Below are 23,727 nucleotides of genomic sequence, written 5' to 3' on the forward strand. Positions count from 1 at the left end.
GGGTGCGCCGGCGCCGGCAACGCCGGGGGACTCAGTGGCTGCTGCCCCAGTCGTCGTCCAGCGGGACCTCCCGGCTCCGCATCGAGCGCAGCCGGTCCGAGACCGACTCCGGGAGCCGGTCACCGGCCCGGTCCGCGATGACCCCGGCGGTCCGCGAGGCGGCCTGGCGACCGGCCTGCGCGGCGCTGTCCAGGCCGTTTCGGACCGTCGGGTTCCGCCGCGCCTTCCGGGCGGCTTCGGCGAGCTGCTCATAGCGCTGCCGGCCGGCCCTCGCCCCGAGGACGTACCCCACGACGGCTCCGGTGATGAACGTGAGCTTCCGCATCGACTGCGTTCCTTCCCTGGCTCGATTCACCCCGCCCCGGGCGGGGCGGCTGCTCGACTCCGAGCGACGCGGTAGCGCGTACCCCGAATACGGGTTTCGGAGCATCCCCGTCCATGCGCTAATGTATTGCTCGCAGCGAGGGGCCGCCTTCCGGGAAGGGACGGCGGACCCGAGCGGAGCATTCCTCCGTAGCTCAATTGGCAGAGCAGCCGGCTGTTAACCGGCAGGTTACTGGTTCGAGTCCAGTCGGGGGAGCATCACCACGCGTGAGCCGGAGGGCCGATGGCCCTCCGGCTCACGTGCTTTTCGGCGCCGGTCGCGGGCACCCCGTCGTCCGCCGCACCGGTCCGCCCCCCACCCGCCCCCGGGGCCCGCGTTCGAGGACCCCGTGCGGGTGGTTCGGGGAATCCCGCGGAACCGATCCGAGGGGGGCGGACGTCCGGGACGATGTGTGAACCGCCCCGGCCCGGGCGGCAGATCGTATGAGCAGCTATGCTGCGGCAGACGGCGCGCACACGTGCGCGACGCGCCGGTGACGGGGCGGTAGCTCAGCTGGTTAGAGCAACGGACTCATAATCCGTCGGCCGTGGGTTCGAGCCCCACCCGCCCCACCAGCAGTCACCCCGAGGAAACGTCTTGACCTGCGGAAACGTGGTTTTCGCGGGATTGGGTGTGGCGAACGTGCGGCGTTTTGTGCCCCCCGTGAGGGTCAAGAGGCCTGTGCCCCGGGGTTTTGTTCGAGTCTTCGGTGGGGTGCGTGGTGGGAGGCTCCCACGGCTGCTGGGGCAGCGGCCCTGCCTCACCGCATCGACATCATCCACTCGGTATGTGGCTTGTGGCCGCCGGCTCGGCGGCCGGGTCGGATCCTCTCCGTCTCGTGCTCGATGATCCGCCGCCGCGAATGTTGGTGATGTATCGTAGTTACATACATCATGGACTCGGGGTGAGGGGTGGCTGATATGTCTGTGACCCAGGTCGATCTCGATGACGAGGCGCTGGCTGAGGCGATGCGGCTCATGGGCGCCTCGACGAAGAAGGAGACGGTCAACGGGGCCCTACGGGACTATGTGGCGCGCATCAAGCGGCTGGAGGCCGCCGAGAAGCTGGCCGTGAGGGGTGAGCGGGGCGAGTTCGAGGCTGCGGCTGCGGCGCATGCAGCGGCCAAGCAGGCCCGGCGGGCAGCCTTCGAGTGATCACATACCTCCTCGACACGTCCGCCCTCTGGCACCTCTTCCGTACACCGGGGGCATTGCGGCCCTGGGAGGGGCACATCGCCGCCGGTGTGTTCCACATCTGCGAGCCCACGAGGGCGGAATTCCTCTACTCGGCCACAAGCCCGGCCCATCGGGACGAGTTGGCCGAGGAGGTGGATGACCTCTGCCATCTCGCCCCGGTTCCCAAGAGTGCGTGGCGCTGGGTCGACACCGCCCAGTACAAGCTCACCCAGCGAGGACAGCACCGTGCCGCCGGAGCCATCGACCTCCTGGTGTGTGCGACGGCGGTCCACCACGGCCACACGGTGCTTCACGTGGACAACGACTTCGCCACGGTGGGGGCGGCCCTGAAGGAAGTGCAGCGACGAGACGTACGCGCCTGATTCCTGGCGATGGCGGCAAGCGTGAACATCGCCGCGAGCGTCGACGAGATCGTGCGCGACATCCGGGAGCAGATCGCAGTCCTGCTGAAACATTGACGACGATTGCGCAACCCCCACCTCGCGGGCATGTGGCCGGGGACCGGCCGATGTCCGGCACGCGGTGGAGCCGATATGCCAGACGCCGGCGGCCTTCTCCCGCCGCCTCCGTCCGATCGCGGACGCCTCGTCACCCACGAGTGCGGTCGACGCGCACCCGCACCGTGCCCTTGATCAGCCTGCCTCCGTCAAGGCTGCGTGTGCGGTGGCGAGGATCTCCTCGGAGAGCGGGGAGCCTTTGGTGGCCCGGGACAGGACCAGTGCACCGAACAGGGCGCAGAGGCGGACAATGCCGTCCTGGTCTTCGGTGGCGAGGAAATCGGCGAAGTCGGCCACCCCCTCGGTGTAGGCGCGGCGGGCCTCGCGGCCCTCGCCCTCGCGCGCCACGTCAACGGCGAGGGCCGCGACCGGACAGCCTTTCGCCGCGTCGTCGCGGTGCTCCACGGAGAGGTAGGTGTCGATCAGTGCCTGCTGGGCGGCTTCGCGCCGCCCGTCGTGCTGCGCGAGCCCGGCGGTGTGGCGTTCGGCGAGCTCGGCGAAGGCGTGGACGGTGGCCTCGCCGACGAGGGTCTCCTTGGAGGTGAACTGCTTGTAGAAGGCGCCGTGAGTCAGGCCGGCCGCCCTCATCAGGTCGGCGACGCTGACCTGCGTGCCCTGCTCCCGGAACAGCCGGGACGCGGTGTCCACCACCCGCCTGCGATTCTCCTGCGCCTGCGCCTGCGATACGCGGCCCATGGCCACCTCCCGATTGGATGTCGACTGACATCTATCTTAGCCCCGCGTTTAGATTGAATGCATAATCTAATTTGGTGCGGGTGGCCGCCGTCGCCCGCCACGATCAGGAGCAGACATGGAACTCAACAACGCGGTCGCGGTCGTCACCGGCGCCAACCGGGGCTTCGGACGGCACTTGGCGGCTCAGCTCGTCGAGCGCGGGGCGAAGAGGAACTCCTGCGCGGACTCGACGACCTGGTGAGCGCCGGCAAGATCCACCATGCCGCGCGGTCCAACTTCCCCGCCTGGCGCGTCTCGCGCGCGGTAACCCTCGCGGACCTGAGGAACTGGGCCCCGATCGTGGGCATCCAGCACGAGTACAGCCTCGTCGAACGCACCGCCGACCATGAGCTCCTGCCCATGGCCGGGAGCCTGGGCCCGGGCGCCGCCCGGTGGTCTCCGCTCGGCGGCGAACTACTCACCGGCAAATACCGCAGCTCCACCGAAGGGCGCCTGAGCGACCTGGGCGCGGTCATCCACACCGAGAGCACCGGCCGGAAGACCGCCGTCGTCGACACCGTCCTGGCGATCGGCGAGGGAGACCGGTGTGACGCCCGCCCAGGTGGCGGTGGCCCGGGTGCGCGAGCGCGCGGCCCGGTCCGTGGCCACACTCGTTCCGATCATCGGCCCGCGCAACCTCTCCCAGCTCGACAGCTACCTCGGCGCCCTCGAGGTGCAGCTGACCGACGCGCAGTACCCCCGCCTGGCCGAGGTCAGCGCGGTGCCGCTCGGCGTGCCCCACGAGGGGATCGCCGCCTCCCTGGACCGCCTCCGGGGAGGTGCCGCCGACCGGGTCACCGCCCCGTCGTGCCGGTCGCCTGATGGGGGAACGCGGTGCGGACACAGTGCGCCCGCACCGCAGCCAGGAGAAAACAACACAAACCATCTCGTACCGCGAGAAGCCGGGGGGGGAACGGATACCCCGCCCTCGCACGGACGGGAAACAGAACGGAGACGACGATGAGACTTTCATGGTCGAGAAGTACGGCGGCCAGGCCGGCATGCGCGCCGCCGAAATGCCCGCCCTCCGGGCAGGTGCCGACGACGTCCTGGTCAAGATCCACGCGGCCGGCGTCAACCCGCTGGACCTCAACAGCAGGTGCTGCAGGCCGTACGGGGTCGCGTCCCCGGCATGCTCGGCCGGCGTCCAGCAGTTCTTGCGCGGCAGGTCCGACAGCAATGCGGACACGAACTCCCGTGCCCGCCGCCGTGGTTCCACCCGGGCAAACCGTCCCGCGATACGGTCCATCAGAACCTCGAACATGTCCTGCCAGCGGGCAGGATCTATGCTGTGACCTGCGGCCACCGACTGATCTTCTGTCTTCACACACCGATGATCACCGGTGGCCGTACCCGTTCCCGGACCGGCCCCGACGGTCCCGTGCCGGCGAACTTCGAGAGCGTGCGCGTACCGCGCGGCATCACGCCGAGATCATCAGCGGTCGGAGTGGTCTGCGAGCCAGTCCATGGCGGACCCGCCTGCGTTGAGGACGGAGATGTGTCCGTCGTACGGGCTCAGTCGCAGTTCTGCCGCGGGGCAGTGGCTCGCGAGCCACTGGCTGTGCGAGCTGGGCACGACCCGGTCCTGGCCGCCGTGCAGGAAGAGGACCGGCGCGATGACCTGCCCCGGGTCGAATCCCCAAGGGGCGACGTAGGCCAGGTCGTCGTCTATCAGCCCGCCCGGACCGGCCTCCACGGCGGGACCGACGACGTCGCCGAACCAGGACCACTCACCAGAGAGTGCGGCGTGATCGGCCGGGGTGAACATGTCCGGGTCGTACTCGGCACCCGCCTCGTAGCTCTCCTTCGCTGCTCGCCCCTCGGCGGCCGCACGCAGGGACCCCACACCGGAGTCCGTCATGCCCGCGAACCAGTCAAGCCCTTCGGCGCCGAACGGGGCCAGCCCTGCCACGCTGACCACGCCGAGGACACGTTCTGGCAGCAGCGCACCACATGCCAAGGCGTGCGGACCACCACCGGAATGACCCATGACTGCGAACTGATCGATGTCCAGCGCATCGGCGATGGCGGAGACGTCGGCGGCCACCGATGCCACGTTCCGGTCCGGGCGAGGGGTTGATCCACCGTATCCGGGACGGTCGTACGACACCCAGCGGATGCCGAGCCGGGCGGCGGCCGGGGAAAGAGGCTCGGGCGGCGCGCCGATGTTCGGCGTGCCGTGGTGCCAGAAGACAGCGCGGCGGCCGTCCGAGTCATCCGCGCCGGTGTCGTAGACATGCAGCCTGCGACCATCGCTCAGCTCCAGATCAGTCTCAGTCACACCGCAACCCCTGACGCCTAACCATCCCCAGTCACTCAAACCTCGGCAGCACGAACCTACCGGCCGTCATTCTTCGGTGACAACGCTCAACACTGGCACAGGACACCGACCAGCAAGATCACAATCCACAACTGGCGTACCAACCGGCCCTCGTTCGAGCCGGATCGAGTAGGGCACAACCGGATCGAAACAGGGGTATGAATCGGACGCTTTGAAAAAACCGCAGGTGAGAGGCATCACTTGAATGGGTTCGAGTCCCACCCGCCCCACCCCGGCGTCCTCGCCGACCCGCGTCTCCACCCGCCGTCGGCTCGACCCGCCCCCGGGGTGGGCCGGGCCGGCGGCGGGTGGAGTCCGGCCTCGCGGTGGCGTCCGCGGACGCCGTGCGGAAGCCCCTCCGGAAAGCCGCGGTCACTGCACGAGCGGGACCACATTGGTCAGCTCGAGCGCGGGGCGCAGCGCCTCGGCGATCCGGACCGCGTCGTCCACCGCCCAGATGTGCAGGAAGAACAGCCGCGGGTCGTCGGTCAGGCCGTGGTGGTGCAGGGTGACCAGATCGATGCCGCCGCTCCGAAGCCGGGGCAGCACCTCCGGCACCTCCTCGGCGATCATGGCGAAGTCGCCGTTGAGCGCGGCCCGCCCCTTCCCCAGCGGCTGGAAGTTGAAGGCCGAGATGGCGCCCACGCCGGACGGGAGGATCCGTGCGCCGTCGTTGACCGTTTCCGCCCGGGCGAAGAGGGACTTGTAGATCCCGCCCACCTCCGCCCCGGGCACCCCGAAAGCCCGGTCGATGCCGTCGGTGTCCAGGTCCAGTGGCCCGCCGGCCTCCGTCGCGGACGGGTCGTGCGGCGGGGTGGCCGTACGATCGAGCGCCGCCCGCACCCCGCGGGCCAGCTCCGCCGGGTCCGATCCGTGGCCGTGGATGTGGGTCCACCACACCTCGGGCCGTTGGGCGAGCAGATGCTTGTGGATGGCGGTCTGCATCAGCCCATGGGTGTGCAGGGCGTCGCTCACGACCTGGAGTTCGTCCTCGGCGACCACCAGATCGCCCATCAGGAGGGTGCTGCCGTCGGCGTAGCGGACGAAGGCGGTGTGGGAGCCGAGTGCGAGGGCCGGGGAGATGGTGACGCCCTCGGAGACCACGGTCAGATCGGTGCGGGGGAAACCCGTGTAGTAGAGCATCTCCCGCTTCACCTCCCCCGGCCGACCCAGCGCGTCGGCCACCGCGCTCCAGTCCTCCCCGACGGCCGGCACCGGCTCGATCAACTCACCGCCGTGTCCGTGCCCACCGCCCGGGGGAGCGTTCCGACCTTCGCCGTGGGTGGTGATGGTCCCGGCCGGGCCGGCGCAGCCGCTCAGGCCCGCCGCTACCGGTGCCAGCATCGCCGCGGCCAGAAACCGCCGCCGCGCACGCACTCCGTCATGGATCCGTCGCTCTCCGTTCATAGCACCATCTCACCATGTACGAGCGCCCCGGCCCGCACACCTCGCCGAGCCAACCGGACGACGAGAGCCGGGCGCCCATCACCGTGATGGCCTCCCCCGGCACCGTCGGCGGCGACCCCGGGTGATCCGGTCCCGCTCGGACGGCACCGGAAGCCCGCCGTCCGGGGTCGGTGGCCGATCAGACGCGTTCGGCGGCGGCCTCCACGGCCATGTCCCGCACCCGGCAGAACTCCACCGCCGCGTTGTCCCCCTCGTAGCGCCACGGCAGGGCACCGACATGCCCGTCGACCAGCCGGAACTGTTCCACCGCCGCCTCGTGCCGGTCCTGCCAGGTGAGGTAGTAGGCCAACAGGTGACGCACCTCCGCCAGCCGGAGGTGGTTCGGGTCGGCCGCCGCCACGTCCATCAGGGCCTTGTCCACCCGGGCGATCATCTCCGGTGTGCGGTCGGGCTCCACGGAGGTGTCACCCTCGTGGACGGCCCGCTCGTAGTGGGCGAGGAGGGGCATGGCCGTCAGCAGGCTGCCGAGGGGCGCCGAGGCGGCGGCCCGGACGGCGAACTCCATCGCCTTCTCGTGGGAGCCCCGCCACTTGGCGCACCAGTACTGGAGGGCCGAGAAGTGCGCCTCGTAGTGGTGCGGGGCGCGGGCGGTGATCTCGGACCACAGCCGTTCCATCTCCTCGTGGCCGTAGCCGAGTCCCAGGGCCGTCCAGATCTCGATGACATGGGGGGTGGGGTCGGTGGGGTTGAGCCCGGCGGCGCGCGCGATGTCGAGACGCGAGCGCTTCAGCACCAGGTGGAAGTCCTCGAACTCCTCCGCCGAGGTGTGGGTCGCCCGGCGGGAGCCGCGCAGTTTCCAGGCCAGCACCACGGTGGCCTGTGCCCTGACGACGGCCGCGTCCGCGCAGCCGGGCAGCTCCGCCTCCCAGTCCCGCAGCCAACCGTCGTCCACCGCGGCGATCTCGCCGAGCAGGTACGACACGTGGGACCGGCGCTCCCAGTCGGCGCCGATGGTTCCCAACAGCGCGGCGGCCGGCCTCCACACCCCGCCCCGGGCCGCCCGGAGGGCGTCGGTGACCTCCTCGGGCAGCGGGAAGGCGGTCCGGGTGTCCTGGCGTTCGGGGGGCAACATGCCGAGGTCGGCGGCCCGTCGCGACGGGCCGGGCGACTCCTCCGCCTCCTCGCCCTCCGGACCGGACCCGTCCCCGGAGCGCGTCTCGCGGATGTACTCCCGGACGAACACCCCGCCGAGCCACAGGAGTGCGGCCACCGTGGGTATCGCGAGGATCAGCAGGATGATGGTGAGCACCAAGGATTCCGTTCTTCGTGGTCAGCGGGCCGCCCGGCTCGGCGCGCGATCATAACGCGGGTCCCCGGACGGCCCGTTCGGGGGGGCATCCCGATGGAACGCGGCGGACACCGCGGAAGGCGGTGGCCGCCCCGGGCTCATCGAAACTTTGCGGTTTCGATTCGAACGGGCTACCTTTCCGCGCAGCGGAAGGTAGCCCGTTCGAGTGGGGGGGGACGATGACCGCTCGGGTGCGATCCCGGCTGTCGACGGAGCGCGAGGAGGAGATCCTGCGCGCCGTGCTGGACCTGTTGCGCGAGCACGGGTACGAGACGTTGACGATGGATCTCGTCGCCTCCCGAACCCGCTCCAGCAAGGCCACCCTCTACCGGCAGTGGGAGAGCAAGGCGAGGCTGATCCTCGTCGCCCTGCGCCGGGCCGGCACCCCGCCGGGGGGCAACGAGGACATCGACACCGGTTCGGTCGCCGGCGATCTGCGCGAACTGATGCGACGGGCCGGTGACCACGTGGTGGAGAACGCCGAACTCCTCCAGGCCCTGGCCCGCGAACTCCACCGCAACACCGAACTCCTGGAGACCTTCCGGGAGGTGATCCTGTTCCCGGAGATCGAGCTCCTGCGGGACATCCTCGAACGCGGCACCGCCCGGGGCGAGATCGCCGCCACCGGCCCCTCCCCCGAGGAGATCAGCTACATGCTGTTCGGCGCCATCGTCGGACGCCCGCTCCTGGAGGGGCGGGAGGCCGACGCGGAGTTCCTCGTCCGCTGCACCGACACCATGGTCCTGCCCGCGCTGGGGGGCCCGCCCCGGCCGTAGACCTCCCCGCCCGGAGAGGCCCCACCGCCCCTCCCCGCGCCCGGCGGCCGCCTCGGGGCGCCCCCACCTTCCCGACAACCCCGATCCCCCTCCGGCGGGCGCCGGTGTCGCCGCCCACCGGAACGGGATGTCGCGTCCCGGGCCCCGCGATCCGCCGACGGGTCCCTCCCCGCCGTCCCTTTCCATCATTCCCCCGTCCCCCCACCACCGGTTCCGGTTCACGGGGACACCCCGGTGCGCCGAACCCCCGGTTCATCGGATCCGTCCAGGTCAACCGATTCACAGAAGCGGATTCCGTCGTGGCTCAACTCCTCTACCGACTGGGAAGGCTCGCCTTCCGGCGACGACGCCTGGTCGCCCTGTTCTGGGTGGCGCTGCTGGGTGCCGCCGGCACCGGCGCGTTCCTCACCCCCTCCTCGACCTCCTCCTCGATCACCATGCCGGGCACCGAGGCCCAGGAGGCCTTCGACCTGCTGGAGGAGCGGTTCCCCGGCATGGCCGCCGACGGCGCCACGGCACGGGTGGTCCTCAAGGCGCCCGACGGCGAACGAATGGACGACCCCGGCAACGCGGCGGCCGTCACCGATGTGGTCACCGAACTGTCCGCCGGTTCCGATCGGGTGGCGAATGTCGCCAACCCGTTCGAGACCGGGGCGATCGGCCCCAACGGCGACATCGCCTACGTCCAGGTCTCCTACACGGTCAAGGGCATCGAGTTGCAGGACGTCGACCGTGACGCCCTGCTGGCCGCGGCCGACACGGGTCGGGAGGCCGGGCTGACCGTCGAGGTCGGCGGTGACGCCCTGTTCCAGGAGATCGGTGGCTTCACCGCCGAGATCATCGGCGTGCTGCTCGCCGCGATGGTCCTGGTCGTCACGCTCGGCTCGCTGATCGCCGCCGGGCTGCCGCTGCTGACCGCCCTGATCGGGGTCGGGATCGCCGTCTCGGTGATCGCCGTCCTCGCCACGCCGCTGGAGTTCGACAGCACCACCCCGGTGCTGGCCGTGATGCTGGGCCTGGCGGTGGGCATCGACTACGCCCTGTTCATCGTCTCCCGGTACCGCGCCGAACTGGCCGACACCCCCGACCGCGAGGAAGCCGCCGGACGGGCGGTCGGCACGGCGGGTTCGGCCGTGGTCTTCGCCGGCCTGACCGTGGTCATCGCGCTCGCCGGTCTGGTCGTCGTCAACATCCCGCTGCTCACCAAGATGGGTCTGGCGGCCGCCGGCGCGGTGGTCGTGGCGGTGCTGATCGCCGTCACCATGGCGCCCGCGCTGTTCGGCTTCGTCGGTGAGCGGGTGCTGCCCCGCCGGCTGCGCGCCGGCGCCGGGACCCCCGAGGGAACCTCCGGGGCGGGCGCCGGGGCGGGCGCCGAAGCGGCCGGGAAGCCGAACCACGGCACCCGCTGGGCCCGGCTGGTGCTGCGCCGGCCGGTGATCGTCCTGATCACCGCCGTGGTGGGCCTGGGCGTGCTGGCGGTGCCGGCCGCGAGCCTGGAACTGGGCATGCCGGACGAGGGCTCGCACGCCCCGGAGAGCACCCAGCGCAAGGCGTACGACCTGCTGGCCGAGGGCTTCGGCCCCGGCTTCAACGGCCCCCTGCTGGTGGTTGTGGACGCCGGCGACAGCGCCGATCCGCAGGCCGACGCGGACGCCGTGTTCGCCACGGTGTCGGCGACCGAGGGCGTGGTGGCCGCGGTGCCGCCGATGTTCAACGAGGCCGGCGACACCGCGATGATGACCGTCATCCCCGCCTTCCGGCCGAGCAGCGCCGAGACCGAGGACCTGGTCACCGCCATCCGCGCGGAGACCGCGGACAACGTGCTGGTCACCGGTCTGACCGCGATGGGCATAGACATGTCGCGGAAGCTGAGCGACGCCATGGTGCCGTACCTGGCACTCGTGGTGGGCCTGGCGTTCCTGCTGCTGGTGCTGGTCTTCCGTTCCCTGCTGGTGCCGCTGAAGGCCGCCGCGGGCTTCCTGCTCTCGGTGCTGGCCGCGCTGGGAGCCGTGGTCGCGGTCTTCCAGTGGGGTTGGGGCGCCGACCTGCTCGGCGTGGAGGTCACCGGCCCGATCATGAGCATGATGCCGATCTTCCTGATCGGTGTGGTCTTCGGCCTGGCCATGGACTACGAGGTCTTCCTGGTCACCCGGATGCGGGAGGCCTACGTCCACGGCGAGTCCCCGCGCGAGGCCGTGGTCACCGGCTTCCGCTACGGGGCGCGGGTGGTCGCCGCCGCCGCCGTGATCATGATCTCGGTCTTCGCCGGCTTCATCGGTTCCTCCGAGGCCATGATCAAGACGATCGGCTTCGGCCTCGCGGTGGCGGTGCTCCTGGACGCCTTCGTGGTCCGGATGACGATCGTGCCCGCCGTACTGGCCCTGATCGGCCGCTCCGCCTGGTGGCTGCCGGCCTGGCTGGACCGGATCGTGCCCAATGTCGACGTCGAGGGCGAGAAGCTGACCCGCCACGACGCGACGACGAAGCCGTCCGACGGGACCCCGGCCGCCACCGCTTCCGGCAGGGCCGTCGAGCCGGGGGAGCCCGCCCGGATCTGACCCACCACTCCCGCCGACGGGCCCGTCGACCCCCCGTTCAAGGAGGGCGGCGGGCCCGTCGGCGCACGGCCGAACCCGCCCCGGGCGGAGGGGCCGATGTTTCGTTCAGGGTGCGGGGGTACCCGTGGCGGATCGGTACACGGTCGACCCGAGAGGTGGAATACGACACATGTCATCCCAGGACCGCTCCACGAAGACCCGTCGGGCACCGGTGAGTCTCGCCGCCCTGTTGGTGGGCGTGGTGTTCCTCCTCGTCGGTGTCCTGGGCTTCGTCCCCGGCATCACCACGAACTTCGAGGACATCGAGTTCGCCGGACACCAATCCGAGGCGATGCTGTTCGGCATCTTCCAGGTGTCCATCCTGCACAACCTGGTGCACCTCGCCTTCGGCGTCGCCGGCCTGATCATGGCCCGCACGGTGGCGCTCTCCCGGCTGTACCTGATCGGCGGAGGACTGATCTACGCCGTGCTGTGGATCTACGGTCTGGTCATCGACCACGACAGCGCCGCCAACTTCGTGCCGCTCAACACCGCCGTGGACTGGCTCCACTTCGGTCTGGCCGTGGGGATGATCTCGCTCGGCCTCTTCATGCCGCGCAACATCCCGCAGCCCTACTGACCCGGCGGTGACCCGACACGCCGGGCCCGGGCCACCGGCCGGTGGTCCACCCGACCCGGCGCCGGACCCCGGCACCACGAGGTGGCGCCGACCCGCCCGGGGCGCACGCCCGGACCCGGGTCTCAGAGCACCAGCGTCCAGAGCCACACCAGGGCTGCACCGGCGACACCGAGGAAGATCAGCAGCATCGTCATCATCACCCCGAGCGCGATCGCCCATTCCACCCGACCGATGGGGCGCCCCGTCCGGCTGCCGACCCGCTGCGGTCGGCGACGCCGGCGAGCGAGTTCGGGGTGGGCGTCCAGGGCCGCCACGGCGACCGCCGCGGCCCAGTGCGCCTGATCCGGGGAGGAGCCCTTGGGCAGATAGGGGGCGAGGTGCTGCTCCACCCGCGTCGGCCGGGGGTCCTCCTCCTCGATGAGGGCCCGCGCCCGCAGGGCGATGTCCTCGCGGGTCGGTCGTGGCGTGCTGCGCTCACTCGTCAAGGGCCCGCCCCTCCGCTCGGATGCCGCGCTCGTCCCGGCCCCGCATGCCGTTCCGCGTCGCCCCGTCATGGCCCGCCGGGTGCCACCGGGCACGGGACGGCCCGCCGCGCGGACGGAACCGGTCCCGTCATGCTGCCACACCGGTCGGGGGCGACGGGTACGCGATCGAGCCGGCGGACCGGGTCCCCGGCCCCGGACCGGACGGGCCGTCAACCGCCCCCGCGCAGCCAACGCCCCGGTGGCAGACCGAGAATCCGACGGAAGTGCCTGGTGAGATGGGGTTGGTCGTGGAAGCCGGCGAGCACCGCGACCTCCGCCGGCGGGCACCCCTCCAGCAGGAGGCGTCGGGCCAGGTCCACCCGCAGCGTGACGAGATAGGCGTGCGGGGGCATCCCCACCCGGCGCGTGAAAGCCCGCACCAGATGGGTGGGATGGGCACCGAGGAGCTCGGCGGCCTCCGTCAGGGTCACCCCCTCGCGGACCCGGGCGTGCAGCAGCGCCCGCAGCCGGTCGGCGGACGGCCGCAACCACCGGGCGCGCAACCGCTCGACGACGAAGGCCAGGCGGGTCTCGGCCTCCAGGTCCTCGCCGGGCCGGTCCAGGGCCAGGTGGAGGCGGTGCAGGCGTGAGCGCAGGAGCGGGTCCGCGATGCCCGGCCGGTCCACCGCCGGGCCGATGAGATCGGCCCCGAGGAGCGGCTCCTCCAGGTACAGAACCCGTTTGCGCAGGCCGGTGGGACCGGTGGGCGCCCCGTTGTGCGGGACGTGCGGGGGCAGCAGGGTCACCAACGGGGTGGGCGCGGCGTGGGTTCGCCGATCCAGTTCGTAACGGACCACCCCGTCGTCGATCAACAACACCGTCCAGGTGTCGTGGACGTGGAGGGGATAGGCGTGGTCCACGAGGTGGGCGCGGAGAACCTCCCGCACACCCGCGAGGCCGGGGTCGCGGGTCAGGGTCCGGGAACGACGGTCCCCGACGGACCTGCTCGGCACGTCAGGATCGTACAAGACCCGGTGGTCGGGGGCGGGGGAGGCTCGAGGTCATGAACACCCCGTCCACCGGTTCCGCCGGTACCGCCGCCCCCGCCGTCGCCCCCGCCGCACCGGCGGGCACGCCGGTTCGCTTCGACACCCGCATCGCGGTGGTGCTGCGCGGGGACCTGCCCGTCTGGCAGCGCCTGAACGTCACCGCCTTCCTCTCCGGCGGTGTGGCCGCCGCGCACACCGAGATCATCGGCGAACCGTACGAGGACGCCGACGGCACCCGGTACCTCCCGATGTTCCGACAGCCCGTGGTGGTCCTGGAGGCCGACGGGGAAACGCTGCGCACCGCGCATCGGCGGGCCGTTGGCCGGGGACTGTCGGTGGCGGTCTTCACCGCCGACCTCTTCGCCACCGGCAACGACCGGGACAACCGGGCCGCCGTGCGAGCGGTGCCGCTCGATCGGTTGGACCCGGTGGGGATGGCGGTCCACGGTCCACGCAACTCCGTGGACCGGGCGCTGAAGGGCACCCGGATGCACCCCTGAGGCCCCCGCCCCCGACGCACCACCGCCCCGGTGCCCCTCCCACGTGGGAGGGGCACCGGGGCGGTCACGGACGGGGATACCGGCGGAGTGGCAACTCAGTCCTCCGCGGGCACCTCGATCCGGGGGAAGAGCGCCTTCGCCTTGCTCACCGGGGTGCCGGTCAGGTCGTCCAACCAGCGGTCGGCGCCCGGCACCTTGACCGGGTCGCTGCCCAGCGCCTCCAGCACGGCGGCGGCCGGACGGGGCAGGAACGGCTGGAGCAGCCGGCCGATCTGCCGCACCGACCCCGCGAGGTGGTGCAGGGTGGTGTCCAGGACGGCGTTCGAGACCTCGTCGCCCGCCTTGGCCAGGTGCCAGGGGGCGCGCTCGTCCACGTAGGCGTTGGTGCGCCGGACCAGGTCCCACACCTTCGCCAGCGCCTCGCGGTGGTCGTACCCCTCCATCGCCGCGTGCATCCCGCGGTCGCTCTCCAGCAGCTGTGCGGCCAGTTCCTCCTCGGGGCGCTCCACCGGGCCGGGGGCGGGCACGGCACCGTCGCGGTACCGGACGATCATGCTGGTGACGCGGCTGAGGAGGTTGCCCAGGCCGTTGGCGAGGTCGGTGTTGTACCGCTGGACCAGGCGCTCCTCGCTGAAGTCCGCGTCACCGAACGGGGAGACGTCGGCGAGCAGGAACCAGCGGACGGCGTCGGTGCCGAAGCGGTTGATCAGGTCGGTCGGGTCCACGACGTTGCCCAGCGACTTGCTGAGCTTCTGGCCGGAGGCGGTGATGTAGCCGTGGACGACGATCTCGGTGGGCAGGGGCAGTCCGGCGGAGAGCAGCATCGCGGGCCAGTAGACGGCGTGGAAGCGGGTGACGCCCTTGCCCACGACGTGGACGCGGTGCTCGGCGTTCTCCCAGAAGCGCTCGTAGTGCTCGTCACCGCGGGTCCAGCCGAGGGCGTTGATGTAGTTGGTGAGCGCGTCGATCCAGACGTACATCACCTGCTCGGGGTCCTCCGGCACCCGGATGCCCCAGCCCCTGGCCCGCTCCATGGAGCGGGAGATGCTGATGTCGGCGAGGCCGGCGCGCACGAAGCTGGTGACCTCGTTGAGGCGGGTCTCGGGGACGACGCGCAGTTCGCCGGAGTCCAGCAGCTCCAGCAGCCGCTCCTGGTAACGGGAGAGCCGGAAGAAGTAGTTGCGCTCGGAGATCGTCTCGGGCTCGACCAGGTGCTCGGGGCACTTGCCGTCCACCAACTCGGCCGGGGAGTAGAACTGCTCGCAGCCCACGCAGTACAGGCCCTCGTAGTCCTTGGTGTAGAGGTCGCCGGCGGCGGCGATCCGGCGCCAGATCTCGGCCGCGCCCTCGAGGTGGTCGGCGTCGACACTGGTGCGGATGAAGCGCGTCAGGTCGATCTCGAGGTCGCCGACCATTTTCTCGAAGAAGACCACATTGCGGTCGACCAGCTCACGGGCGGAAATCCCCTCCTTGTCCGCCGCCAGCACATTCTTCAGGCTGTTCTCGTCCGACCCGCTGAGGAAGTACACGTCCCGACCGGACATGGCGCCGTACCGCGCGAACGCATCGCTCTGCACGAACTCCAGGGCGTGACCGACATGGGGCCTGGCGTTGACGTACGGGATGGTGGTGGAGATGAACGATGCAGCAGCCATGGTGGTGGAGGTTCCCAGCTTCGGATGGTGAGCGACGACAGGACGCCACCAGGGTATCGCCCGACGGCCGCCGGTCGTGTCGGATATCCGCCGGGCGAGCGGGGCCCGGAACCGGGCTCCGGCACCCCGGACGACCGGGCCGTCCCGGCGGGCGGAGCCCGGTTCCGGGCACGGCCGGCGCGCCGATCCCGACCCCCGGGGCCGGGGTGATTTCCTTTTCCGCTTCCCCGTCGGCTTCCCGGTTCGGTAACACCATCGGGAATTCCCGGGCGGGGCCGGACGAAAAGCGTTCCCCGCATTCGGAAAGGCGTCCGCCGGGAGTGCGGGGAACGTCGTCGCCCCCGGGCGATCGGGGACGGCGACGGTGGGGCCGGTGGGGTCCCGGGGCCGCCCCGCCGAACGGCCGACCCGACGACGGAGCGGGCGGCGGGTCGGGGGAGGATGGGGGGCCGGCCCGGTCCGACCGGTGGTGGGCGCCGGAACCACGACCACAAAGGAATCTTTGCAAAGAGTTCTTTGCGGTCTAGGGTGGCGGCATGACCTCCGACGAGTCCCCGCCCCCGGCGGGGCCCGGCACGCCGGATCCCGACACCGTCGTCCTCGACGCCCCGGGACTGCGCGCCCTGACCCACCCCGTGCGGGTGCGACTGCTCGGCCTGCTGCGCACCGCCGGCCCCTCCACCGCCACCCGGCTCGCCGACCGCCTCGGCCTCAACTCCGGGGCCACCAGCTACCACCTGCGTCAACTGGCCGCCGCCGGCTTCGTCGAGGAGGACCCCGCCCGACCGGGCGGACGCGAGCGCTGGTGGCGCGCGGTCCACCGTTTCACCCGCTTCGACGACCGGGAACTCATCGAGCGCGAACCGGCCTCCGCCCTGGCCTACCTCCAGTCGGTGGCCGCCGCGCACGCCTCGCAGGCACAACAGGCGTTCGCGCACCTGCCCACCGCGTCCGCCCCCTGGCGGAACGCCCTGAGCCTGGGCGACGTGCGGCTGCGGCTCACCGCGGACGAGGCGGGCCGGCTGGGTGAGGAGATCCGGGAGGTGCTCTCCCGGTATCCACTGGACGATCCCGGTGTCGAGGCGCCGGACGACACCGAGGCGGTCTCCGTCGTCGTGCACGTGCTTCCCCTGCCGGACGAGCCCGCCCCGCCGGCCGACCCCGGGACCGGCGCGGCGGGTGACCCGACGGCCCACGGGGAGGGGAACCCGTGAGCCCCTCCCCCGACGGCGCCGACACCGCTCCCGCCGGCGCGACCGGGCCCGCGAGGTCCGCCGGGGTCCCCGGCCCGACCGGATCCGCCGGACCGGACGACGTGCTCGGCCGAATAGCCCGCTGGCGCCCGGTCTCCGGGGTCCTCGCGGCTCTCTCCGTCGCGCTGACCGGCACCTTCGTCTCCTCCATCGCTCTGCCCTGGTACGTCCTGGTCACCACCGGCAGCGCCGGCTGGACCGGCGTGGTGGCGTTCTGCGAGATGGCCCCCTACGTGGCGGCCAAGGCGTTCAGCGGTCCCCTGGTGGACCGGTTCGGCCCCCGGCGGGTCTCCCGGATCGGCGACGTGCTCAGCGCCGTCACCGTCGCACTGGTCCCCCTGCTGCACGTGCTCGACGCCCTCCCGCTGTGGGGGCTGCTCGTCCTGGTGGCGCTGATCGGTCTGACCCGCGGCCCCGGCGACCTGGCCAAGCGGGTGATGATCCCGGAGGCCGCCCGACGCAGCCGGCTGCCGCTGGAACGGGCCACCGGCCTGGCCGGGGTGACCGAGCGGCTGGCCCTGACCATCGGCCCGGCCGCCGGCGGTGTCCTGGTGGCGTGGATCGGCCCGCTGCCGGCCCTCGTCCTCAACGCCGCCTGCTTCGCCCTGGGCTGGCTGGTGGTCACCGTCGTGGTTCCCCGGGACATGGGCGCCCCCGCCGCCGACCCCGGGGCCGGGGCGGGCTCCGGCCCGCCGCGCGAGCCCGGTGACGGGACGGGGAAGGACCCGGCGACCGACCCACCGACGGCCGGTGGCGGGTACCGGCGCCGGTTGGCCGAGGGGTACGCCTTCCTGCGCCGGGACCCCCTGCTGCTGGTGATCGCGGCGTTGATCGCGGTGATCAACCTCCTGGACAGCGCCATGGCCGCCGTCCTGATGCCGGTCTGGGCGCGGGAGAGCGGCAACGGTCCCGCCGCCCTGGGACTGCTGGTGGCCGTCATGGGGGCCGGGGCGATCGTCGGCAGCCTGGTCATCACGGCCGTGGGCCACCGGCTGGGCCGTCGGTTGGTCTTCTTCGCCGGCCTGCTGACGGTGGGGGCGCCGCGCTTCCTGGTGCTCGCCCTGGACGCCCACTTCGGGGTCGCGCTGGCGGTGTTCGCGGTGGCCGGCTTCGGGTCGGGCTTCCTCAACCCGGTACTGACCGCGGTGATCTTCGAACGCATCCCGCCGCACCTGCTGGGGCGGGTCGGCGGCCTGCTCGACGCCCTGGCCTGGATCGGCATCCCCTTCGGCGGCCTGCTGGCCGGGGCGGCCGTCACCGCGTTCGGATGGGCGCCGGCGCTGGCGGTCGCCGGGGGGATCTACCTCGCCGCGACCCTGTTGGCCGGCCTGCGGCCCGAGTGGCGGGAGATGGACCGCGGGCGTGCCGGCCAACCGGGGGAGGCAGCCGTCGGGGACGCGATCACGGTCGTTCCCCCGCCGGTGCCCGACGCGCCGGGAGCCGCCGCGGCGCCCACCGGGGGGACGGACCGGCGCTCCCCCGCCCCGGTCGGCGAACCCCGATCCTGACCCAACCCGTCACAGGCCCGCCGCCCCGCACACCCGGGTGTGCGGGGCGGCGGCGTCACGAGGTGCTCTCCCCGTCCGCGACGAACCGCCCGCCGGCCATCGCCACGGGCACCGCGATCAGCGCGAGGAGCGCCGCCGGCGCCACGACCGCGACGGCCGGCAGTCGGTCCACGAGCAGCCCGCCACCCCACGCCCCCAACGCGATCGAGAGGTTGAACGCGCACACGTGCAGCGAGGTCGCCGCCTCGGTCTCCCGGGGTGCGGCCCGCAGGATCCAGGTCTGCAGGGTCACCGGCACCGCACCGTACGCCAGACCCCACAGCAGGACCACCGGTAGCGCTCCCGCCGGGGTACCGACGGCCGGGAGCAGACAGACCGCGAGAGCCGTCGTCGTGCCGATGGCGACCACCACGCCCCGCACGTGCCGAACCGCCCCGACGCCGGCCACGACGTTGCCGACCAGCCCGGCGACACCGAACGCCAGGAGCAGCCCGCCGACCGTCCCACCGTCCGCGCCGGTGCGCTCCTCCAGGATCGGCCGCAGGTAGGTCCAGGCCAGGAAATGGCCCGTCACCAGGAGCAGGGTGAGAGCGAGCCCCCGACGCACCGCCGGGACGTCCCGCAGCAGGCGTGGCAGCGAGAGCGGGCCCACCACCCGCACCGCGGGCAGGGACGGCAGCAGGAAGACCATGCAGACCAGGGCGAACAGGCCGAGCACTCCGACGGCGGCGAAGGCCGTCCGCCACCCGGCGAGGTCCCCGAGGTGGGTACCGGCCGGGACTCCGAGCACGGTGGCCGTCTCCACCCCGCCGAAGATCACCGCCATCGCCCGGCCGACGTGGTGTTCGGGGACCAGCCGCAGCGCGATGCCGCCGGCGATGGACCAGAAGCCGCCCACCGCCACGCCGACCAGGAAACGGGCGGCCAGGACGAGCGCGAAGTGGTCGGCGAAGGAGGAGACCAGGTTGGCCGCCCCCATCACACCGATGAGCCCGCAGAGCACGATCCGTCGGTCGATCCGCCCCGCGAGCACGGTGATCAGCGGGGCGGAGAGGGCGGCCACGATTCCCGGCACCGTCACCATGAGGCCGGCCGTGCCGGTGGAGACCCCGAGGTCCGAGCCGACGGGCGTGAGCAGGCCCACCGGAAGCAACTCCGAGGTCATCAGGGCGAAGATGCCCACCGCCACGGAGACCACGGCGGCCCAACCCCGTACCGCCCCCACCCGGCCGGCCCCGCCCCCCGGTTCGCCGGGCGGCCCGGCCGTGCCGGGGGGTGGGGCGACCCCGGTGGTCCCCGCGCCGCTCACTCCCCGGCCGGGGGCGTGCGGGCGGTGACGTTGAGCCGGTTCCAGGTGTTGATCGTGGCGATCAGGGCGACGAGTCGGGCCAGTTCCCCCTCCTCGAACCGTTCGGCCACCCGCCGGTACACCGCGTCCGGCACGAAGCCGTCGGTGAGGACGGTCACCGCCTCGGTGAGCGCCAGGGCGGCCCGTTCCCGCGCGGTGTACAGGTCGCCGGCCTCCTCCCACGCGGTGAGGAGGTGAATCCGCTCCTCGCGCTCACCCGCCCGCCGGGCGTCCCGGACGTGCATGTCGACGCAGAAGGCGCAGCGGTTGATCTGTGAGGCGCGGATCAGGACCAGCTCCACCAGGACGGGGTCCAACTCCCGGCGCGCCGCCTCGTGGAGGCGGAGCATCGCCCGGTACACGTCGGGGACGAGTTCGGGGAGGTCCAGTCGTCGGGTCCGCGGGGTCCGCGGGGTCTGCGAAGCGCCCGGGGCGCTCTGGGTATCGGTCACGACATCGACCGTAGGGGCGAAGTGGCGCACGGGTATGGTCCATTCCCGTGACGATCCATGGGTCCACTTTCCCACGCTCCCCCGGCTTCGGGCCCGAACTCCACCTCGAACCGGTCGCGGGTGAGGGGAGGGGCGAGGGGGTGATGCGCGGACTACGGGAGGCCATCGCCGACGGCCGGCTGCCCCCCGGCACCCGGCTGCCCTCCTCCCGCGCCCTGGCCGCGGATCTGGGGGTGGCCCGCAACACCGTGGTGCGGGCCTACGGGGAACTGACCGCCGAGGGCTGGTTGGTGGCCCGCCGGGGGTCGGGCACCACGGTGGCGTCCCGGGGTGTTCCAGCCGGGGCGGGAGTTGGAGCGCGGCGGGCGGGTTCCCTCTCCCCGTCCCCCCCATCCCCTGGACCCCACCGACCCCACCGGCCCTTTCGGCACGACCTGCGGCAGGGCTCGCCGGCCGCCGGCTCCTTTCCGCGCGGCGCGTGGTCGGCCTCCACCCGACGGGCCCTGATGTCCGCGCCGGACGACGCCTTCGGCCCCGGGGATCCACGCGGACACCCCTTTCTGCGCCGGGAGTTGGCCGTTCATCTGGCCCGGGCCCGCGGCGTGCTGGTGGACCCCGAGCGGTTGGTGGTCTGCGCCGGGGTCTCCCACGCGCTGCGGCTGATCGGCGCGTTGCGCGAGGGCGCCGTCGGGGTGGAGGAGTACGGACCGGTCTTCCAGTACCGCGTCCTGGAGAAGGCCGGGCTGCGACCGGTTCCCCTGCCGGTGGACGCCGACGGCGCCCGGGTCGAGGTCCTGACGGGCGCCCCGGGTGGCCCGCCGGTCGGCCGGGAGGTGCGAACGGTGCTGCTGACCCCGGCGCACCAGTTCCCACTCGGCGGAGCGCTGGCCGCCGAGCGGCGGGCGGCGGTGATCGAGTGGGCGCGGACCCGGGACGCCCTGGTGCTGGAGGACGATTACGACGGGGAGTTCCGTTACGACCGGCGGCCGGTGGGAGCGCTCCAGGGGTTGGATCCGCAGCGGGTGGTCCACCTGGGCTCGGTGAGCAAGAGCCTGAGTCCGGCGCTGCGACTGGGCTGGATGGTGCTGCCCGACCACCTGGTCCCCCGGGTGCTCGCGCTCAAGGGGGAGCGGGAGGCACGCACGAGTGTGCCCGATCAGCTGACCCTCGCCGATTTCCTGGCCTCCGGGGCGCGGGACCGGCACGTGCGCCGGATGCGCGACCGGTACCGACGACGGCGCGACCGGCTCCGGGAGGTTCTGGCGGAGCGGGTGCCCGGGGTGGGGGTCTCCGGTGTCGCGGCCGGGTTGCACGCCGTGCTGACACTGCCCGCGGGGACCGACGAGGCCGCCGTGGTGGCCGCCGCCGCGCGGCACGGGGTGGCTGTGGAGGGGCTCGCCTCCTACCGGTGGGACGCGCCGGTGGCGGGCGCCCCGGGACCGCGCTCCGCCCCGGCGGTCCCGCCCCGGAAGGGCCTGGTCGTCGGGTACGGGACACCGTCGGAGAGCGCGTTCCCCGGTGCGCTGGAGGCCCTGTGCGGGGTTCTGCGCTCGGAGGTGCCGGCGCGGTGAGGGCACCGGCCCGGGACGGGGCCGCCTCGCCTCCCGACCACGATCCCGGCGCCGGCCGTGTCCCGGGGCCCGACGTCGCCGGGCCCCGGGAACGCGCCGGGTCAGACCTCGAGTTCGGCCTCGATCTTCTTGAGCTGGTGCCGGGCCATCGCCAGGTTGGCCCGCTTCTTGTCCAGCGCGAGGTAGAGGAACAGGCCCTGGGCGCCGCGTCGGGTCATCAGGCGGATGAGGTGGTACTGACCACCCAGGGTGATGAGGATGTCCTCGATCTCGTCGCCGAGCGAGAGCAACTCCATGGCGCGCAGCTTGGCGCGCACCACGTCGGTGTTGGCGGCGGCGGCGACGTTGAGGTCGAGCTCCTTGCCGCCGCCCACGACGCCGAGCGCCATGCCGCTGGTGTAGTCGACGAGGGCGACCCCGATGGTGCCCTCGATGCTGGTCATCGCCTCTTTGAGCGCGGCATCGGTGTTGGCCATGGCGGATCTTTTCCTTTCGTACGCGGTGATGACCCGGGATCGGGTCGGGGTCGCACGGGCCCGGTGCGGCTCGGGTGGGCCGGTGGGACCGGACGGGTCGAAGGTGTCGGACGTGCGCCACCGACCGGTCGGCGCGGTGACGCGGGTCCGCCCCGGCGTGGTGCCGGTGTGCCGGCCCGGTTCGGGCCGTGGGCGGCGCGGCGCCGCTTCGGCGCGGCGTCCGACGGTCGTGGTCGGATCGAACAGTGCCCCCGGACCGGTCGGAACGGCGGGTCGGGCGTCGGGGCGTCAGGGGGTCCGGGGGCGTGCCAGGGCGCGTTCCACCAGCCCGGCGACCCTGAGCCCGGCCCGCCGGGCCTCCATGTGGAGACGTCCGACGTTGGTGCTCGCTCCCGCCACCGCCGTGAGGACGGCGTTGGGGCCCGCCGCGTAGGTGGCCACGTAACCGTGGTCCCCGCGAACCACCAGTTCGCGGAAGGCCCCCCGGCCGGTGTTGTCGGCCAGTCGCAGCGCCACACCGAGGGCCGCCGCCGTGAGCGCGGCCGTGCTCTCCGGCTCCGGGTCCACGGTGTCGTGGGCGAGGATCAACCCGTCCACGCTGGCCGCCAGGACTCCGGTGACCCCGGGGACCCGGGCCCGCAACCTGCGCAGTTCGTCCAGGAGTTCGGGTTCCGTCGACATCGTCGTCATCAGCTGCCTCCTTTCGGCCCGCTGTCTCAGCGCACGCCTCATGAGGACGGGCGGGGGGCCTCGGGGAGGAACGGCGGTGTCACAGGTGGGCCTCCAATGCGTCGCGTAGCCGCCGGAGCAGGGCGATGTCGGCCTCCCCGGATCCGGAACCGGCGGTGATACCGGCGATACCGGCGGCCGTGCCGAGGCCGGCCGGGGCCGGCCCCCCGGGGTGCGGCCCGGTCGCGAAGGGGGCGGCGGACCGGGGAGAGCCCTCGACCGGCCCCGGCGGCGCGACGGGCGGCGCGAGCGGGGCGGCCCGGGGGGTCTCGACGTATCCGGCGGCGGCGAGCCGGCGCACGTCGACGAGCGTGTGGAAGGCCAACCGCCCCAGTTCACGGGCGATGTCGGCCGGGGTGCGGATCCCGTCGGCGAGATCGAGGACGGCCCGGCGCCGGGGGGTGACGGCGGCGGTGGACCCCTCGGGGAGGTCCTCCACGGCGATGGGGACGACGGGGGCGACATCCACCTCGGGGCACGGCCACAGTCCGTGCAGGAGGCGTCGGCGTCGACGGGTCTCGCGGGCCACGGTCTCGATGCCGATGGGGCGCACGGCACGGGAGGGGTCGGGCACGGTGACGCCGGGGTGGAAGCGGGCGGGTCCGCCGGCGGCGTCCAGGGCGAAGTAGGCGGCGTCGAAGAGGGCGGCCAGCCGGCAGATCTCCATCTCCCCGCGCCCCGGCGCGTCCCCGCCCGAGAACAGGTGCTCGGGGGCGGGGGCGGCCGGGCTCTCGGCCCCGACCACCCGGCCCTCCACCAGATAGAGGGTGCCACGGTCGCGCAGCAGGGCTCCGGTGGCGCGCTCGGCCGCCAGCTGCCGCAGCACGGCCGGGACGCGATCGGCGACGGGCGGGGCGGTCGCCTCGCGCGGCGGACGGGGGGACGGAACCCGGTGGTCCACC

23 protein-coding genes, 2 tRNA genes and 3 pseudogenes are annotated in these 23,727 nt (G+C 72.7%); 14 read left to right on the plus strand and 14 right to left on the minus strand.

What is annotated here, in order from left to right:
• Positions 1-31 precede the first annotated feature (31 nt).
• Positions 32-325: a hypothetical protein gene (locus LZF96_RS21650; RefSeq protein WP_233875604.1), complete on the minus strand. Its 294-nt coding sequence runs from the start codon at positions 323-325 to the stop codon at positions 32-34.
• A 182-nt stretch (positions 326-507) separates the two neighbouring features.
• On the opposite strand from LZF96_RS21650, the gene LZF96_RS21655 reads away from it, so the two are divergent.
• From LZF96_RS21655 to LZF96_RS21670, 4 genes are all read left to right on the plus strand, one after another.
• A tRNA-Asn gene (locus tag LZF96_RS21655) sits at positions 508-580 on the plus strand.
• A 282-nt stretch (positions 581-862) separates the two neighbouring features.
• A tRNA-Ile gene (locus LZF96_RS21660) sits at positions 863-939 on the plus strand.
• A 345-nt stretch (positions 940-1,284) separates the two neighbouring features.
• A complete protein-coding gene (locus LZF96_RS21665) occupies positions 1,285-1,518 on the plus strand; it encodes a type II toxin-antitoxin system VapB family antitoxin (protein WP_233875606.1) in 234 nt (77 codons plus the stop codon).
• Positions 1,515-1,922: a PIN domain nuclease gene (locus tag LZF96_RS21670; protein ID WP_233875609.1), complete on the plus strand. Its 408-nt coding sequence runs from the start codon at positions 1,515-1,517 to the stop codon at positions 1,920-1,922. The genes LZF96_RS21665 and LZF96_RS21670 overlap by 4 nt, the downstream gene beginning before the upstream one ends.
• 270 nt (positions 1,923-2,192) lie before the next feature.
• Here LZF96_RS21670 and LZF96_RS21675 read toward each other — a convergent pair whose 3' ends face one another.
• Positions 2,193-2,753 carry a TetR/AcrR family transcriptional regulator gene (locus LZF96_RS21675; RefSeq protein WP_233875611.1) on the minus strand — a complete coding sequence of 187 codons (561 nt, stop codon included), beginning with the start codon at positions 2,751-2,753 and terminating at the stop codon, positions 2,193-2,195.
• Between the two features lie 115 nt (positions 2,754-2,868).
• Between LZF96_RS21675 and LZF96_RS21680 the strand changes: the two are divergent.
• From LZF96_RS21680 to LZF96_RS26740, 3 genes and pseudogenes are all read left to right on the plus strand, one after another.
• Positions 2,869-2,961, plus strand: a pseudogene (locus tag LZF96_RS21680) (short-chain dehydrogenase); the annotation flags it as partial.
• Positions 2,962-2,990: 29 nt separating this feature from the next.
• Positions 2,991-3,176: pseudogene (locus LZF96_RS26735) on the plus strand (aldo/keto reductase); the annotation flags it as partial.
• 163 nt (positions 3,177-3,339) lie between these two features.
• Entirely contained in the window at positions 3,340-3,756 is a 417-nt protein-coding gene (locus LZF96_RS26740; RefSeq protein WP_308294259.1) for a hypothetical protein, read from the plus strand.
• A 120-nt stretch (positions 3,757-3,876) separates the two neighbouring features.
• Here the strand turns inward: LZF96_RS26740 and LZF96_RS21690 are convergent.
• From LZF96_RS21690 to LZF96_RS21705, 4 genes and pseudogenes are all read right to left on the minus strand, one after another.
• A pseudogene (locus tag LZF96_RS21690) lies at positions 3,877-4,080 on the minus strand (IS701 family transposase); the annotation flags it as partial.
• Between the two features lie 147 nt (positions 4,081-4,227).
• On the minus strand, positions 4,228-5,073 hold the full coding sequence (locus LZF96_RS21695; protein ID WP_233875613.1) for an alpha/beta fold hydrolase: 846 nt from the start codon (positions 5,071-5,073) through the stop codon (positions 4,228-4,230).
• A 411-nt stretch (positions 5,074-5,484) separates the two neighbouring features.
• Positions 5,485-6,456, minus strand: a complete 972-nt coding sequence (locus LZF96_RS21700; RefSeq protein ID WP_233875615.1) for a DUF1259 domain-containing protein — start codon at positions 6,454-6,456, stop codon at positions 5,485-5,487.
• A 241-nt stretch (positions 6,457-6,697) separates the two neighbouring features.
• Positions 6,698-7,831: a hypothetical protein gene (locus LZF96_RS21705; protein ID WP_233875617.1), complete on the minus strand. Its 1,134-nt coding sequence runs from the start codon at positions 7,829-7,831 to the stop codon at positions 6,698-6,700.
• A gap of 215 nt (positions 7,832-8,046) precedes the next feature.
• On the opposite strand from LZF96_RS21705, the gene LZF96_RS21710 reads away from it, so the two are divergent.
• The 3 genes from LZF96_RS21710 (at position 8,047) to LZF96_RS21720 (ending at position 11,820) form a co-directional block, all read left to right on the plus strand.
• Positions 8,047-8,643, plus strand: coding sequence for a TetR/AcrR family transcriptional regulator (locus LZF96_RS21710; RefSeq protein ID WP_233875619.1), 597 nt, complete (start codon positions 8,047-8,049; stop codon positions 8,641-8,643).
• A gap of 299 nt (positions 8,644-8,942) precedes the next feature.
• On the plus strand, positions 8,943-11,201 hold the full coding sequence (locus LZF96_RS21715; protein ID WP_233875621.1) for an MMPL family transporter: 2,259 nt from the start codon (positions 8,943-8,945) through the stop codon (positions 11,199-11,201).
• Positions 11,202-11,370: 169 nt separating this feature from the next.
• Complete coding sequence (locus LZF96_RS21720; protein ID WP_233875623.1) at positions 11,371-11,820, plus strand: DUF4383 domain-containing protein; 450 nt, start codon at positions 11,371-11,373, stop codon at positions 11,818-11,820.
• A 122-nt stretch (positions 11,821-11,942) separates the two neighbouring features.
• On the opposite strand, the gene LZF96_RS21725 is transcribed toward LZF96_RS21720, so the two are convergent.
• A complete protein-coding gene (locus tag LZF96_RS21725) occupies positions 11,943-12,305 on the minus strand; it encodes a hypothetical protein (protein WP_233875625.1) in 363 nt (120 codons plus the stop codon).
• Positions 12,306-12,514: 209 nt separating this feature from the next.
• Positions 12,515-13,297: a helix-turn-helix domain-containing protein gene (locus LZF96_RS21730; RefSeq protein WP_374203301.1), complete on the minus strand. Its 783-nt coding sequence runs from the start codon at positions 13,295-13,297 to the stop codon at positions 12,515-12,517.
• A gap of 50 nt (positions 13,298-13,347) precedes the next feature.
• Here LZF96_RS21730 and LZF96_RS21735 point away from each other — a divergent pair, with 50 nt between their 5' ends.
• Positions 13,348-13,833: a DUF2000 domain-containing protein gene (locus tag LZF96_RS21735; RefSeq protein WP_233875627.1), complete on the plus strand. Its 486-nt coding sequence runs from the start codon at positions 13,348-13,350 to the stop codon at positions 13,831-13,833.
• Positions 13,834-13,928: 95 nt separating this feature from the next.
• Here the strand turns inward: LZF96_RS21735 and LZF96_RS27165 are convergent, their stop codons facing one another.
• A complete protein-coding gene (locus tag LZF96_RS27165) occupies positions 13,929-15,980 on the minus strand; it encodes a class I tRNA ligase family protein (protein WP_308294257.1) in 2,052 nt (683 codons plus the stop codon).
• Between the two features lie 44 nt (positions 15,981-16,024).
• Between LZF96_RS27165 and LZF96_RS21745 the strand changes: the two genes are divergently transcribed.
• Both LZF96_RS21745 and LZF96_RS21750 read left to right on the plus strand, forming a co-directional pair.
• Entirely contained in the window at positions 16,025-16,702 is a 678-nt protein-coding gene (locus LZF96_RS21745) for a transcriptional regulator (RefSeq protein WP_233875631.1), read from the plus strand.
• 101 nt (positions 16,703-16,803) lie between these two features.
• Entirely contained in the window at positions 16,804-18,249 is a 1,446-nt protein-coding gene (locus LZF96_RS21750) for an MFS transporter (protein ID WP_233875653.1), read from the plus strand.
• A gap of 55 nt (positions 18,250-18,304) precedes the next feature.
• On the opposite strand, the gene LZF96_RS21755 is transcribed toward LZF96_RS21750, so the two are convergent.
• The gene (locus tag LZF96_RS21755) at positions 18,305-19,447 is read right to left on the minus strand and encodes an MFS transporter (protein WP_308294258.1); all 1,143 of its coding nucleotides are present in this window, start codon (positions 19,445-19,447) and stop codon (positions 18,305-18,307) included.
• Between the two features lie 107 nt (positions 19,448-19,554).
• Positions 19,555-20,049, minus strand: coding sequence for a carboxymuconolactone decarboxylase family protein (locus LZF96_RS21760; protein WP_374203302.1), 495 nt, complete (start codon positions 20,047-20,049; stop codon positions 19,555-19,557).
• 47 nt (positions 20,050-20,096) lie between these two features.
• Between LZF96_RS21760 and LZF96_RS21765 the strand changes: the two genes are divergently transcribed.
• Positions 20,097-21,620: a PLP-dependent aminotransferase family protein gene (locus LZF96_RS21765; protein WP_233875635.1), complete on the plus strand. Its 1,524-nt coding sequence runs from the start codon at positions 20,097-20,099 to the stop codon at positions 21,618-21,620.
• A gap of 101 nt (positions 21,621-21,721) precedes the next feature.
• Here the strand turns inward: LZF96_RS21765 and LZF96_RS21770 are convergent, their stop codons facing one another.
• The 3 genes from LZF96_RS21770 to LZF96_RS21780 all read right to left on the minus strand — a co-directional run bounded on the left by LZF96_RS21770 (position 21,722) and on the right by LZF96_RS21780 (position 23,726).
• Positions 21,722-22,096 (minus strand): hypothetical protein, encoded by a 375-nt coding sequence (locus LZF96_RS21770; protein WP_233875637.1) that lies wholly within the window; start codon positions 22,094-22,096, stop codon positions 21,722-21,724.
• 288 nt (positions 22,097-22,384) lie between these two features.
• Complete coding sequence (locus LZF96_RS21775) at positions 22,385-22,828, minus strand: roadblock/LC7 domain-containing protein (protein WP_233875639.1); 444 nt, start codon at positions 22,826-22,828, stop codon at positions 22,385-22,387.
• A 37-nt stretch (positions 22,829-22,865) separates the two neighbouring features.
• Positions 22,866-23,726: a transcriptional regulator gene (locus LZF96_RS21780; RefSeq protein ID WP_233875641.1), complete on the minus strand. Its 861-nt coding sequence runs from the start codon at positions 23,724-23,726 to the stop codon at positions 22,866-22,868.
• Between the last annotated feature and the right edge of the window lies 1 nt (position 23,727).

It is taken from the genome of Streptomyces sp. ST2-7A (assembly GCF_021390475.1).
Taxonomy (GTDB): Bacteria; Actinomycetota; Actinomycetes; order Streptomycetales; family Streptomycetaceae; genus Streptomyces.

Bases quoted from the DNA above. Each gene is read 5' to 3' on its own strand.
- LZF96_RS21650 (WP_233875604.1), bottom strand. From the start codon at position 325: ATGCGGAAGCTCACGTTCATCACCGGAGCCGTCGTGGGGTACGTCCTC.
- LZF96_RS21665 (WP_233875606.1), top strand. From the start codon at position 1,285: ATGTCTGTGACCCAGGTCGATCTCGATGACGAGGCGCTGGCTGAGGCG.
- LZF96_RS21675 (WP_233875611.1), bottom strand. From the start codon at position 2,753: ATGGGCCGCGTATCGCAGGCGCAGGCGCAGGAGAATCGCAGGCGGGTG.
- LZF96_RS21700 (WP_233875615.1), bottom strand. From the start codon at position 6,456: ATGCTGGCACCGGTAGCGGCGGGCCTGAGCGGCTGCGCCGGCCCGGCC.
- LZF96_RS21710 (WP_233875619.1), top strand. From the start codon at position 8,047: ATGACCGCTCGGGTGCGATCCCGGCTGTCGACGGAGCGCGAGGAGGAG.
- LZF96_RS21720 (WP_233875623.1), top strand. From the start codon at position 11,371: ATGTCATCCCAGGACCGCTCCACGAAGACCCGTCGGGCACCGGTGAGT.
- LZF96_RS21735 (WP_233875627.1), top strand. From the start codon at position 13,348: ATGAACACCCCGTCCACCGGTTCCGCCGGTACCGCCGCCCCCGCCGTC.
- LZF96_RS21745 (WP_233875631.1), top strand. From the start codon at position 16,025: ATGACCTCCGACGAGTCCCCGCCCCCGGCGGGGCCCGGCACGCCGGAT.
- LZF96_RS21770 (WP_233875637.1), bottom strand. From the start codon at position 22,096: ATGGCCAACACCGATGCCGCGCTCAAAGAGGCGATGACCAGCATCGAG.
- LZF96_RS21775 (WP_233875639.1), bottom strand. From the start codon at position 22,828: ATGAGGCGTGCGCTGAGACAGCGGGCCGAAAGGAGGCAGCTGATGACG.